14 protein-coding genes and 1 tRNA gene are annotated in these 12,556 nt (G+C 66.1%); 3 read left to right on the top strand and 12 right to left on the bottom strand.

Going from position 1 to position 12,556, the window contains the following annotated elements:
• Positions 1–121: 121 nt before the first annotated feature.
• Genes PGN12_11910 through pyrH form a run of 6 tightly spaced genes read right to left on the bottom strand, consistent with a single transcriptional unit; the run spans position 122 to position 5,297 of the window.
• Entirely contained in the window at positions 122–1,255 is a 1,134-nt protein-coding gene (locus PGN12_11910; GenBank protein MEH3104601.1) for a M50 family metallopeptidase, read from the bottom strand.
• Positions 1,252–2,409: a 1-deoxy-D-xylulose-5-phosphate reductoisomerase gene (locus tag PGN12_11905; GenBank protein ID MEH3104600.1), complete on the bottom strand. Its 1,158-nt coding sequence runs from the start codon at positions 2,407–2,409 to the stop codon at positions 1,252–1,254. The genes PGN12_11910 and PGN12_11905 overlap by 4 nt, the downstream gene beginning before the upstream one ends.
• The gene (locus tag PGN12_11900; protein ID MEH3104599.1) at positions 2,406–3,239 is read right to left on the bottom strand and encodes a phosphatidate cytidylyltransferase; all 834 of its coding nucleotides are present in this window, start codon (positions 3,237–3,239) and stop codon (positions 2,406–2,408) included. The genes PGN12_11905 and PGN12_11900 overlap by 4 nt, the downstream gene beginning before the upstream one ends.
• A gap of 10 nt (positions 3,240–3,249) precedes the next feature.
• Positions 3,250–3,981: an isoprenyl transferase gene (locus PGN12_11895; GenBank protein MEH3104598.1), complete on the bottom strand. Its 732-nt coding sequence runs from the start codon at positions 3,979–3,981 to the stop codon at positions 3,250–3,252.
• A gap of 28 nt (positions 3,982–4,009) precedes the next feature.
• Positions 4,010–4,567 (bottom strand): ribosome recycling factor, encoded by a 558-nt coding sequence (frr, locus tag PGN12_11890; protein ID MEH3104597.1) that lies wholly within the window; start codon positions 4,565–4,567, stop codon positions 4,010–4,012.
• Positions 4,554–5,297, bottom strand: a complete 744-nt coding sequence (pyrH, locus tag PGN12_11885; protein MEH3104596.1) for a UMP kinase — start codon at positions 5,295–5,297, stop codon at positions 4,554–4,556. The genes frr and pyrH overlap by 14 nt, the downstream gene beginning before the upstream one ends.
• A gap of 390 nt (positions 5,298–5,687) precedes the next feature.
• On the opposite strand from pyrH, the gene PGN12_11880 reads away from it, so the two are divergent.
• The gene (locus PGN12_11880) at positions 5,688–6,404 is read left to right on the top strand and encodes a choice-of-anchor K domain-containing protein (protein ID MEH3104595.1); all 717 of its coding nucleotides are present in this window, start codon (positions 5,688–5,690) and stop codon (positions 6,402–6,404) included.
• 460 nt (positions 6,405–6,864) lie between these two features.
• Here PGN12_11880 and tsf read toward each other — a convergent pair whose 3' ends face one another.
• Both tsf and rpsB read right to left on the bottom strand, forming a co-directional pair.
• On the bottom strand, positions 6,865–7,797 hold the full coding sequence (tsf, locus tag PGN12_11875) for a translation elongation factor Ts (protein MEH3104594.1): 933 nt from the start codon (positions 7,795–7,797) through the stop codon (positions 6,865–6,867).
• 118 nt (positions 7,798–7,915) lie between these two features.
• Entirely contained in the window at positions 7,916–8,707 is a 792-nt protein-coding gene (gene rpsB, locus PGN12_11870) for a 30S ribosomal protein S2 (protein MEH3104593.1), read from the bottom strand.
• 292 nt (positions 8,708–8,999) lie between these two features.
• On the opposite strand from rpsB, the gene PGN12_11865 reads away from it, so the two are divergent.
• Positions 9,000–9,242, top strand: a complete 243-nt coding sequence (locus PGN12_11865; GenBank protein ID MEH3104592.1) for a hypothetical protein — start codon at positions 9,000–9,002, stop codon at positions 9,240–9,242.
• On the opposite strand, the gene PGN12_11860 is transcribed toward PGN12_11865, so the two are convergent.
• Positions 9,178–9,990 (bottom strand): phosphatidylcholine/phosphatidylserine synthase, encoded by an 813-nt coding sequence (locus tag PGN12_11860; protein MEH3104591.1) that lies wholly within the window; start codon positions 9,988–9,990, stop codon positions 9,178–9,180. The two genes, PGN12_11865 and PGN12_11860, sit on opposite strands and share 65 nt — an antisense overlap.
• 10 nt (positions 9,991–10,000) lie before the next feature.
• The gene (locus PGN12_11855) at positions 10,001–10,723 is read right to left on the bottom strand and encodes a phosphatidylserine decarboxylase (protein MEH3104590.1); all 723 of its coding nucleotides are present in this window, start codon (positions 10,721–10,723) and stop codon (positions 10,001–10,003) included.
• A 107-nt stretch (positions 10,724–10,830) separates the two neighbouring features.
• Here PGN12_11855 and PGN12_11850 point away from each other — a divergent pair, with 107 nt between their 5' ends.
• Complete coding sequence (locus PGN12_11850) at positions 10,831–12,051, top strand: NADP-dependent isocitrate dehydrogenase (GenBank protein ID MEH3104589.1); 1,221 nt, start codon at positions 10,831–10,833, stop codon at positions 12,049–12,051.
• A gap of 151 nt (positions 12,052–12,202) precedes the next feature.
• Here the strand turns inward: PGN12_11850 and PGN12_11845 are convergent, their stop codons facing one another.
• Both PGN12_11845 and PGN12_11840 read right to left on the bottom strand, forming a co-directional pair.
• Entirely contained in the window at positions 12,203–12,406 is a 204-nt protein-coding gene (locus tag PGN12_11845) for a DUF5818 domain-containing protein (protein ID MEH3104588.1), read from the bottom strand.
• A gap of 52 nt (positions 12,407–12,458) precedes the next feature.
• Positions 12,459–12,534, bottom strand: a tRNA-Ile gene (locus PGN12_11840).
• Positions 12,535–12,556: the final 22 nt, after the last annotated feature.

Raw genomic sequence — 12,556 nt, 5'->3', positions numbered from 1 at the left:
CGCCGAGGCACGCGCCCGCGAAGTCGAAGTGTTCAACACCGTCACTGCAATCCTACCCGAGAGTAAACGCCGTCCAACCCAGCGCGGTCGACGGCGCGTGCGCCGCCCTGCCTTACCTTGCTCACCCGATCAACCCGGCCAGATGCCGCCACAGGCCGTAGTTGCCGAGATCGTTGAAGGTCACCAGCAGCATCAGCGCCAGCACCGCCACCAGCCCGCCGCGATATGCCCATTCCACCGCCTCCGGCGCCACCGGCCGACGCCGCACCGCTTCGATCGCGTAGAAGAGCAGATGCCCGCCATCGAGCATCGGCACTGGCAGCAGGTTGATGAACCCGAGATTGATCGACACCAACGCGATCAGGAAAACGAACGCGTCTGGCCCCAGCGTCATCTGCTCGCCGGACACCTTGGCGATCGACAGTGGCCCGCCGAGTTCCTTGACCGAGCGGCGTCCCGAGATGATCTGTCCGATCGTCTCCACCATCATCTCGACGATCTGGCCGGTGCGCCGCACCGCGATCACCGGTGCCTCGAGCACGCCGACCGGCTCGATCACAGGGGCGGCGGGCGCGATGCCGAGCAATCCGACCTTGTAGCTGTTGCCGAAACGGTCGCGCTGTTCCTGCGTCCCGATCACCGCCTCGACGCTGCGCGCGGTGGTGCCGCGCACGTAATCGACGCGCACCCGCTCACCGGCGCGGATCTTCACGAAGCGGACCATGTCCTCGAACGTCTCGACCGGCCGTCCGCCGAGCGCCGTCACGCGGTCGCCCGACTGCAGGCCGGCGGCCGCCGCGGCCGTGCCGGGGATCGCCTGCCCGACCAGACTCGGCGTGCGCGCATCGCCATAAGCGATCGCGAAGCCGGCGAGGATCAGGATCGCGAGCACGAAATTCACGAACGGCCCGGCGGCGACGATGATCGCGCGCTGCCACACCGGCTTGGCCTGGAACGTCTGCGCGCGCTCCGCGGCGGGAAGCGCCAGCCATTCGCCGGTCGGCTGGCTGGCGGGGTTCATGTCGCCCGCGAACTTGACGTATCCGCCCAGCGGCAGCCACGCCAGCTTCCAGCGCGTGCCCCGCTTGTCGGTCCAGCCCGCCACCTCTCGACCGAAGCCGATCGAAAAGGCGTCCGCCTTCACGCCGAACCAGCGTCCGGCGAGATAATGACCCATTTCGTGGATGAAGACGAGCGGACCGATCACCAGAACGAAGGCGAAGACGGTCAGCAATAGTCCGGGTGTCTGGATCAAGCCACGCAATCCTTCACGCGCTCGCCCGCCAATCGCCGCGCCTGCGCGTCGACGTGGAGCACCGCGTCGAGCGTTTCCGGCGCGGCCGGGTCGTAGCGCTGCAACGTATCGTCGACGATTGCGGCGATTTCAAGAAAGCCGATCGCTCCCTTAAGGAACGCGGCCACCGCCACTTCATTGGCGGCGTTCAGGATCGCCGGTCGCGCGCCCCCGGCCTCGACCGCGGCGCGCGCCAGCGCCAGCGAACGGAAGCGCATTTGGTCAGGTGCTTCGAAATCCAGCCTGCCAATCTTCACGAGATCGAGCGGGGCCATCGGCGTCGCCATCCGCTCCGGCCAGGCGAGGCAATGCGCGATCGGCACGCGCATATCGCTCGGCCCCAGTTGCGCGAGCATCGAGCCGTCGACGTAATCGACGAGGCTGTGAATTACCGACTGGCGATGGATGACGATCTCGATCCGGTCGGCGTCGATCGGGAACAGCGCCGCCGCCTCGATCAACTCCAGCCCCTTGTTCATCATCGTTGCGCTGTCGACCGAAATCTTCGCGCCCATCGACCAATTGGGATGTGCGACCGCCTGCGCCGGCGTCACCGCCGCCATGTCTTCCAGCGACCAGTCGCGGAACGGTCCGCCGCTCGCGGTCAGGATGATCCGCCGCACGCGATCGACCTGCGTACGATCGAGACACTGAAAGATTGCATTATGCTCGCTGTCGGCCGGCAGCAGCGTCGCACCGTGGCGTGCCGCGGCCGCGGTGATGATCGCGCCCGCCGACACCAGCGGCTCCTTGTTGGCGAGCACCACCGTCCCGCCCTGTTCGATCGCGGCCAGCGTCGGCCGCAAGCCGGCACAGCCGACGATCGCGCCCATCGTCAGGTCCGCGCCGTTCGCCGCCGCGTCGCAGACCGCCTGCGCACCCCCCGCGCTGGCAATGCCGGTGCCCGCCAACGCGCCACGCAGCGCGTCGAGGCACGATTCGTCGGCGACGACCGCCAGTTCGGCGCGGGTGCGGATCGCTGCTGCCGCCAGCCCGGCGACATCGCAATTCGCCGTGAGCGCACGCACCCGGAACCCCTCCGGCGCGCGTTCGACGAGGTCGAGCGTCGACGTGCCGACCGATCCGGTCGCGCCGAGGATATTGACCGTCTTCATCCCGATACGCCCGTCAAAACCAGCACCAGTGCCGCAGCGACCGGCGCCACCGGCACCAGCCCATCGAGCCGATCGAGCACACCTCCATGGCCGGGCAGGATATTGCCCGAATCCTTGACGCCCGCACGACGCTTGAGCCAGCTTTCGTAAAGGTCGCCGAGCTGCGCCAGCACCGCCAACGGCGGCGAACAAAGCGCGAGTCCGAGCGGCAAGCCCGCCGTGGCATGGAGCAACAGGCCCAACGCTCCGGCGGCGATCGTCCCGCCGATCAGCCCGGCCCAGGTCTTGTTCGGCGACAGCTTCGGCGCCAGCTTCGGCCCGCCGATCGACCGCCCCGCGAAGAACGCGCCGATGTCGCACGCCCATACCAGCGCCATCGCCCAAAAGGCATAGAGCAGTCCGTTCTCATCGTGCCGGCGCAGCACCACCAGCGCCAACACCGGCACCCCGCAATACAGGACGCCCAGCGCCAGTTTCGGCAGCCTGGTGACGATCACCACGAAGAACGCGGCCCCGCCGATCAGCCCAAGCGTGAAGAAATCATGCGGCTCGATGATGAGCCATGCCGGGGCCATCGTCGCCAGCGGCACGCTCAGCGCCATCTGCGCCAGCCGTTTGGTGCGCGCGTCGACATGATGCAGGTCCGACCATTCGGCCATCATGAACAGCGCGATGACGACCGCCAGCAGCCAGAAGGCGATATCGCCCACCACCAGCGCGATCGAGGCGACCGCGATCATGCCCACGCTGGCGATCATTCGCAGCCGCAGGTTCGACGGCGTCCGCAACTTGGCGTCCGGTGTCGGCGGAAGCGGAGCGTCGTCGCTCATGCCGGTCGGATCACAGCCCGCCGTAGCGGCGCTGGCGGCGACCGAACGCATCGACCGCCGCCGCGAGCGCGTCGGCATCGAAGTCCGGCCAGAGGGTGTCGACGAACAGCAGCTCGGCGTACGCGGCCTGCCAGAGCAGGAAGTTCGACAGCCGCTGTTCGCCGGAGGTGCGGATCAGCAGGTCGAGCGGCGGCAGGTCATGCGTTTCCAGCTGCGCCTCGATCGCCTCGGCGTCGATCGCCGCCGGATCGAGCGTACCGTTCGCCGCCCTCTCCGCCAACGATCGCGCCGCGGCGACCAGTTCGGCCTGCGCGCCATAGTTGAGCGCGATCGCGAGGATCGGACCGCGATTGTTCGCGGTGCGCGCCAGCGCGTCGTCGATCAGCGTGACGACATCCTCGGGGAAGCGGCGGTAATCGCCCAGCACGCGCAACCGCACGTCCTCACGCACCAGCTCGGCCAGATCGTTGCGGATGAAGAGCTTCAGCAGCTTCATCAGCCCGCCGATCTCATCCGCCGGCCGTCGCCAGTTCTCCGAGGAAAAGGCATAAAGCGTCAGCGCCTCGATCCCCATCGACCGCGCCGCGCGCGTCACCGCGCGCACCGCCTCTACTCCTGCGCGATGCCCCATCGCGCGCGGCAGCCGCCGGGCGGCGGCCCAGCGCCCGTTGCCGTCCATGATGATCGCCACATGACGCGGCAGGACGGCGGGATCGGCCTGCGGGATCGCCGCGGTCGCCATCAAAACCGTCCCCAAAGCGCGCGCGCCGTCACTTGTTGAGGATTTCCTTCTCCTTCGCCGCCGATACCGCATCGATCTCGGTGATCGTCGCATCGGTCAGCTTCTGGACTTCGGTTTCCAGGCGCTTGCGATCGTCCTCCGAGATGACGTTCTTCTTCTCGTCGGTCTTGAGCGCATCCATGCCGTCGCGACGCACGTTGCGCACCGCGACCTTGGCCTTCTCCGAATATTGCCCCGCCAGCTTCGCCAGCTCCTTGCGGCGTTCCTCGGTCAGGTCCGGGATCGGCAGACGCAGCGTCTGGCCGTCGTTGATCGGGTTGAGCCCGAGCCCGGCGGAACGGATCGCCTTCTCCACCGGCCCGACGTTGCTCTTGTCCCACACCTGCACCGACAGCATCCGCGGCTCGGGCACCGAAACGGTCGCCACCTGGTTGAGCGGCATGTGCGCGCCATAGACCTCGACCGCCACCGGATCGAGCAGCGAGGTCGAGGCGCGGCCGGTGCGCAATCCGCCCAGATCGCCCTTCAGCGCTTCGACCGCGCCGTTCATGCGGCGCTCGAGATCGGCCTTGTCATACGCGGGCATCGATAGTCTCCATCTTCTTCTGCACGACCGTCGACACGCCCTTCCCGTCCAGCACGGCGGCGAAATTGCCGTGCTCGCGGATGTTGAACACGACGATCGGGATATCCGAATCACGGCACAGCGCCACGGCGCTGGCATCCATCACCTTCAAATTCTTTGCCAGCACCATGTCGTAACTGACCGTGTCATAACGCTTCGCATCGGCGACCTTCTTCGGATCGGCATCATAGACGCCGTCGACCGAGGTGCCCTTGAACAAGGCGTCGCAATTCATCTCCGCCGCGCGCAGCGCCGCGCCACTGTCGGTGGTGAAGAACGGCGATCCCACGCCCGCCGCGAAGATCACGACGCGGCCCTTCTCCAGATGCCGCTCGGCACGGCGGCGGATGAACGGCTCGCAGACCGAATGCATCGGGATCGCGGATTGCACGCGCGTGTCGACGCCGATCGTCTCCAGCGCATTCTGCACCGCCAGCGCATTCATGACCGTCGCCAGCATCCCCATGTAATCGGCGGTCGCACGCTCCATGCCGTTCGCCGCGCCGGAGATGCCGCGGAAGATGTTGCCGCCGCCCACGACGACGCACAGCTCGTAACCCTTCGCGCGCACGTCGGCGATTTCCTCGGCGACGCGCGCGGTGACCGCGGTGTCGATCGCCAGTCCGCCCTGCCCCATCAGGACCTCGCCCGACAGCTTGAGCAGGATGCGTTTATAGGGAGAAGTGGTCATTTTGGTCCGTCGGCTCAGTGTCTGCGCGGCACAGGGCTTAGGCGGGGCGTGGCGGAGCCGCAAGGTTCGTTTCCATGTCGATAGCGGCACATCGGACTTTGCCGGTGTCGTGCCCACGATCATGGCTGCGCCTGGTCACCGACCCAGGTTGGTTAATCGTCTCATAACGATACAGGAACGATCTTGCCCTCCGAACCGCGGCGCTGCGAACCCTCGCGCCGGAAGTAAAAAAAGTCTGAAATATCCGAAAAGTAAGCTCCTGGGCTAGATGCGCGAAGTATCCGACTCCCCAGCCATGCGTCTCGGCAGTTTATACGTTGACCACTCCAAGTAGCGGTCACTAGTTGAACGGCAACGCAGCGTTACATACAAACAAGGGAGATTTCTGAAATGACGAAGAACTATATCGCGGTTGCTGTCATTGCCGCCCTCGCACCCGTTCCCGCGCTGGCCGCGCCGAATGCCGCTGATGTCTCGGGCTCGACCGAAGCAGTGTTCAAGAACTCGGCGCCGGGCACCGCAGTGACCACCGGCATCGGCACCAGCAGCATCACCTGGGGTGAAGCCATCGACAACGTCGGCGTGAACAAGCTGAAGTTCGACGCGACGACCTTTTCGAGCGGCTACAACTCGCCTTTCAAGGTCGGCCGGCTGACCTACTTCAACGGCACCGTCAAGAACGGCACAGAGATCAACGCCGTCGACCTCGCGCTTGACCTGACCTTCGCCAATCCGAACATCGGCAAGTTCTCGAGCCTGTTCTCGTTCGGCATCGTCAGCACGTCGAACACCGGCACGGCTGACGACAACGCCGATTATCTGACGCTTCCGTCGAATTTCTCGACCGGCACGTTCGTTGCCAACGGCACCACTTACGGCGTGAAGCTGACCGGCTTCGGCAACATCGACGGCGACGGCTTCGTTTCGAAGAGCGACACCGAATTCCGGGTCCGCGAGGGCAAGACCGCCTCGGCCGACCTGTTCGCGATCGTCACGCCGGCGGTGCCCGAGCCCGCCACCTGGGCGATGATGCTGGCCGGCTTCGGCGTGATCGGCATGGCGATGCGCCGCCGCAAGGTGCGCTTCCACACCGCGCAGATCGCCTGAGACGACACGACGAGCGACCGCTCGATCGTTGGGGGTGTCGGCACAAGCCGGCGCCCCCTTTTCGTTCGCGACGCAGGACCGCGGAGATCATCGTGTCGTGAGAAGGAGATCGTTGCGAAAGTCGCCTTCTTGTACCCCGGCGAAGGCCGGGGCCCAGTTGAGAGGCGATTGTTATTAGCTGGAATACCTTGTCCAACTGGACCCCGGCCTCCGCCGGGGTACGGCTTGAAAAGGGCGCGGTCCCAACCTTTCGCAACGATCCCGAGAAGGAGACGCGCTCGCGACGACGATCCGGGCGGTGAGTCGTTTTCGGGCAGTCGTGGGGAAGCGATTTGGGCTGCATACCATCACGCCGCCGCGACCAATCACGCGACCACACGACGATCCAAAAAAAATGCCCCGGCTTTCACCGGGGCACTTTATGTTCGGATGGCCAACCCAAAGGGTCGACCGGAGCCGATCAGCCCTGCGGCACGCCCGAAGCGGCGGCGACTTCGGCCGCGAAGTCCGACACTTCCTTCTCGATGCCCTCACCGAGCTGGAAGCGGACATAGTCCTTCAGCACGATCTCGGCACCGGCGTCCTTGCCGGCCTTGGCGACAACGTCGCTGATTTTGGTCTTGCCGTCCATGACGAACAGCTGGCTGACCAATGCGTGCTCCTTGCGGTACTTGGCGATCGAGCCCTCGACCATCTTGGCGATGATGTCGGCCGGCTTGCCCGACTCGGACGCCTTCTCGGTCGCGATCGCGCGCTCACGCTCGATCTCGGCCTCGTCGAGGTCGTTCTCGTTCAGCGCCTTGGGGAAGGCGGCGGCGATGTGCATCGCCAGCTGCTTGCCCAGACCCTGCAGAACCTCGTCGGAAGCCGTGCTCTCCAGCGCGACCAGCACGCCGATCTTGCCGAGCCCCGGCGCCTGCTGGTTGTGGACGTACGCCACGACCGCGCCCTGCTCGACGCTCAGCTGACGCGCGCGGCGGATCGACTGGTTCTCACCGATCGTCGCGATGTTGTTGGTCAGCGCTTCGGCGACAGTGGTGCCCGACGGCATCGCTTCGGCCTTGATCGCCTCGACGTCGCCGCCGGTCGCCAGCGCGATCTGCGTCACGTCGCGGACGAAGCTCTGGAACTGCTCGTTCTTGGCGACGAAGTCGGTTTCCGAGTTGACCTCGACCGCTGCGCCCTTGGTGCCGGCGACGGCGACGCCGACCAGACCCTCGGCGGCGGTGCGGCTCGACTTCTTCTGCGCCGCGGCCAGGCCCTTGGTACGCAGCCAGTCAAGCGCCGCGTCGGTGTCGCCACCGGTCTCGTTGAGCGCCTTCTTGCAGTCCATCATGCCCGCGCCGCTCTTCTCGCGCAGGTCCTTGACCATCGCTGCCGTAATATCGGCCATTTGACTGTCCTCAGCTTTGATTGCGTCGACGCGCGACGATCGGGTCGATCGCCGCGCGCCGAACGGGAAACAGGGAGGCCCCGGCCCTTACGGAGCCTCCATGACATTCGCGCGTCGCTTACGCGGCGGCGGGTTCGCCCTCGGCAGCGGCCGGCTCGGCGGCCAGCGCCTCTTCGGCCGGCGGCTCGCTCATCGCGCCCAGATCGACGCCACGGCTCGCCTGCTGCTGCTGGTTGCCGCGGGTCGAGGCGATCGCGATCGCCTCGCAATACAGACGGATCGCGCGCGCGGCGTCGTCGTTGGCGGGCACCGGGAACGCGATGCCGTCCGGCGACACGTTCGAATCGAGGATCGCGACGACCGGGATGCCCAGCGTGTTGGCTTCCTTGATCGCCAGCTCTTCCTTGTTGGCGTCGATCACGAACATCACGTCCGGAATGCCGCCCATGTCGCGGATGCCGCCCAGCGACAGCTCGAGCTTGTCGCGCTCGCGGGTGAGCTGCAGGACTTCCTTCTTGGTGAGACCGGCGGTGTTGCCCGACAGCTGCTCCTCAAGGCTCTTCAGACGCTTGATCGAGTTCGAGATCGTCTTCCAGTTGGTGAGCATCCCGCCCAGCCAGCGGTGGTTGACGAAATGCTGGCCCGCGCGGCGCGCCGCCTCGGCGACGGGTTCCTGCGCCTGGCGCTTGGTGCCGACGAACAGCACCTTGCCACCGGCGGCGACCGACTGGCTGACGAAGTCGAGCGCGCGCGCGAACAGCGGCACAGTCTGCGACAGGTCGATGATGTGGACGCCGTTACGCTCGCCGAAGATGTAGGGCTTCATCTTCGGGTTCCAGCGGTGAGTCTGGTGGCCGAAGTGCGCGCCGGTTTCGATGAGCTGCTGCATGGAGACGACAGGAGCCGCCATGATGTGTTTTCCTTCCGGTTGAGCCTCTGGGGAGCGAGTGACGCGACCTCGAAGGCCGGCGCACCGGTTGATGATGCTCCCCATGCGGGGTTGAGGCGCGCGCCTTAGCCGAAGCGGCCGGACGGTGCAACCCGCGATAGACCGTTGACAGCCGCGAACAAAGTTGGAACAAGGAACAGGAACGGAGCGCGAACCTTGCTGTTAAACGTCCGCTCTGAGGTTGATTCAGGAACCATGCCGCTGTGCAGGAATTTACAGCGGCACGGTTCGCACGATGTGCGAGGAGACGATCATGGCGACCTTTATGGCGGTAATGGTGTTTGGCGGCGCAGCGGCGCTCGCAGTCTTTGTGCTGGCCGCGACGGTGCTGCCGCAGGCGGCGCGGATCGCCGCCATCTTGCGTGGTCGCCCGTCCGCCGCGCGCTTCGAACCGTTGTCGACGCTGGTGCGGGCCGAGCGGCGGATCGCGGTCAGGCGCTGGGCGGCAGGTCCGACGCTGGTACCGATGACGCTGCGCTCGCGCGAAGCCGCTTGACACGCGCATAGCTCGCGACGCTGAACGGGAGCGCCAGAAGATAAGCGATCCCCGCCGCGGCGGCGGTCTGCCACGGCGCGCTGACCGCCGCGGCACCGACCGCAACCACCACCACGATCGCCTCGAAGCGGATGTTCGGCCGCAGCTTGAGCGAGCCGGTCGAGAAGGTGGCGAGGCTCGACACCATCAACAGCGCGACACCGATCGTCCACGGTGCCACCAATCGTGGATCGCGCAGCAACGGGGCCTCGGTCACGAACCACAGAAAGAGCGGTAGCAATGCGAGCGCCGCGCCCGCGGGCGCCGGGACGCCGGTGAGGAACCCCGCCGACTTGTGCGGCTGGTCGTCGGCATCGATATTGGCGTTGAAGCGCGCCAGTCGCAGCGCGCAGAAGACCGCCAGCACCAACGCCGCCATCCAGCCGAACCGCGGCAGCGCGTGGAGCGACCAGAGATAGAGGATCAACGCGGGCGAAACGCCGAACGAGATCGCGTCGGAAAGCGAATCGAGTTCCGCCCCGAACCGGCTCTCGCCGTGCAGCATACGGGCGACGCGCCCGTCCAGCCCGTCGAGCACGCCCGCGATCAGCACCATCACCACCGCCAGCTCCCATTGCCCGGAAATCGCAAAGCGGATTCCCGACAAGCCAGAGCAAAGCGCCAGTGCGGTAACGGCGTTCGGCGCGACCGCGCGCAACGGCAGCCCGCCGGGCGGGCGACGAAGCGGACGACGGATCGGTGCTCTCATGCCCGCGCGCCTATTGCGACTTGCCGGTGATGCGCGGCACGCCGAGGCGACCGAGCACCGTCTCGCCCGCCACTGCGCGTTGTCCGAGCGCGACCTGCGGCTCGTAACCCTCGGGCAGATAGACGTCGACCCGGCTGCCGAAGCGGATCAGCCCGATCCGCTGCCCGGCCGCCACGATGTCGCCGATCTTGGCGAACCCGACGATCCGCCGCGCGACCAGCCCGGCGATCTGCGTGAAGCCGACGCGTCGCCCGTCGAAACCCTCGACGACGAAATGCTGGCGCTCATTCTCCTCGGACGCCTTGTCGAGGTCGGCGTTGAGGAACTTGCCGGAGATATAGACCACCTGCCGCACTGTTCCCGCGATCGGCGAGCGATTGATGTGGACGTCGAACACCGACATGAACACCGACACGCGCACCATCGTCCCCTCGCCGAGATCACCGATCAACTCGCGCGGCACCGGCACGCGCTCGATCATCGTGATCAGCCCGTCGGCGGGCGAGACGATCAGGTCGTCGCCGGTCGGCGTGGTCCGCACCGGATCGCGGAAGAACGCAGCCACCCACAGCGTCAGTCCGAGGAACGGCCAGAAGAAGACTTTGGAGACGATCGTCATCAACAAGGTGATGCCGAATGCGATAGCGGTGAACTTCTGCCCCTCGGGATGGACGGCAGGAAAGCGCCACTTGACGGTGGTCGTGACGACCGGTGGCTTGTCGAGCGAAGTCATCGCTTCGTCCTATCTGCGTAAGCGCGTGGTGACAACGCCGTAGGTTGATCCCCGCCCCCCTTCCCCCTATCGCCGCACCAAACCACCCACTCGAAGGACAAGCGAGCATGGCGAAGATCAAGGTAAAGACGCCCGTCGTGGAGATCGACGGCGACGAGATGACGCGGATCATCTGGGAATGGATCCGCGAGCGCCTGATCAAGCCGTACCTCGACATCGATCTCGATTATTACGACCTCGGCGTGCAGGAGCGTGACCGCACCGACGATCAGGTGACGGTCGACAGCGCCAAGGCGATCCAGAAGTACGGTGTCGGCGTGAAGTGCGCGACGATCACCCCCGACGAGCAGCGCGTTGAGGAATTCGGCCTCAAGAAGATGTGGCGTTCACCGAACGGCACGATCCGCAACATCCTGGGCGGCGTGGTCTTCCGCGAGCCGATCGTGATGAAGAACGTCCCGCGCCTGATCCCGGGCTGGACGCACCCGATCGTCGTCGGCCGTCACGCGTTCGGCGACCAGTACAAGGCCACCGACTTCAAGGTGCCCGGCAAGGGCAAGCTGACCATGAAGTGGGAAGGCGAGAATGGCGAGACGATCGAGCACGAGGTGTTCGACTTCCCGTCGGCCGGTGTCGCGATGGGCATGTACAACCTTGACGAGTCGATCCGCGACTTCGCGCGTGCCTCGCTCAACTACGGGCTCGGCCGCAACTGGCCGGTGTACCTGTCGACCAAGAACACGATCCTCAAGGCCTATGACGGCCGCTTCAAGGACATCTTCGCCGAAGTGTTCGAAAGCGAGTTCGCCGAGCAGTTCAAGGCGGCGGGCATCGTCTACGAGCATCGCCTGATCGACGACATGGTCGCCTCGGCGCTCAAGTGGAACGGCGAGTTCGTCTGGGCCTGCAAGAATTACGACGGCGACGTCCAGTCGGATCAGGTCGCGCAGGGCTTCGGTTCGCTCGGGCTGATGACCTCGGTGCTGATGACGCCGGACGGCAAGACGATCGAGGCCGAGGCGGCGCACGGCACCGTCACGCGCCACTATCGCCAGCACCAGCAGGGCAAGGCGACCTCGACCAATCCGATCGCGTCGATCTTCGCGTGGACCGGCGGCCTGAAGTATCGCGGCAAGTTCGACGGCACGCCCGACGTGACGCGCTTCGCCGAGACGCTGGAGCAGGTCTGCGTCGAGACCGTCGAGAGCGGCGACATGACCAAGGACCTCGCGATCCTGATCGGCCCGGACCAGCGCTGGATGACGACCGAGCAGTTCTTCGAGGCGGTGCGCGTCAACCTCGAGAAGAAGATGGCCAACTGGGCCTGATCCGACGACGGGCGGCGGACGAACGATCCGCCGCCCTTTGTTGATTTTCAACGCTGGCGCAGAAGCGGCCGTCATTGCGAGCGTAGCGAAGCAATCCAGGGCGTCCTGATGCGGCCCTGGATTGCTTCGCTACGCTCGCAATGACCTGACGCTACGCCGCGCTGACGCCCTCGGCGGCGACGCGCCCCTCCCCACAGACGACGCCCTGCACCCGCACGCGCTTCTGGACATGGTCGACGGGCACGCGCGGCAGTTCCAGCACATAGCGGCCACCGCGGTCGCATTGCAGCACGAATGCGCCATGCTCGCGCACCAACAGGCCGGTTTCGTCGATGGGGGTGCCGATGCTGCTCATCCGTCGCACATGGCAACGTCATCGATGACGCGCAATGCGCGCCGCAGCGCGGTGGTGGGCCCGGCAGGACTCGAACCCGCAACCTAGCCGTTATGAGCGGCCAGCTCTAACCATTGAGCTACAGGCCCCGACCCCGCGCCGCCCGTTAGC

The organism is Sphingomonas phyllosphaerae (genome assembly GCA_036946405.1).
GTDB lineage: Bacteria > Pseudomonadota > Alphaproteobacteria > Sphingomonadales > Sphingomonadaceae > Sphingomonas > Sphingomonas phyllosphaerae_D.
The sequence above is the reverse complement of the archived record's forward strand: the minus strand, read 5'-3'. Positions and strand labels throughout refer to the sequence as shown.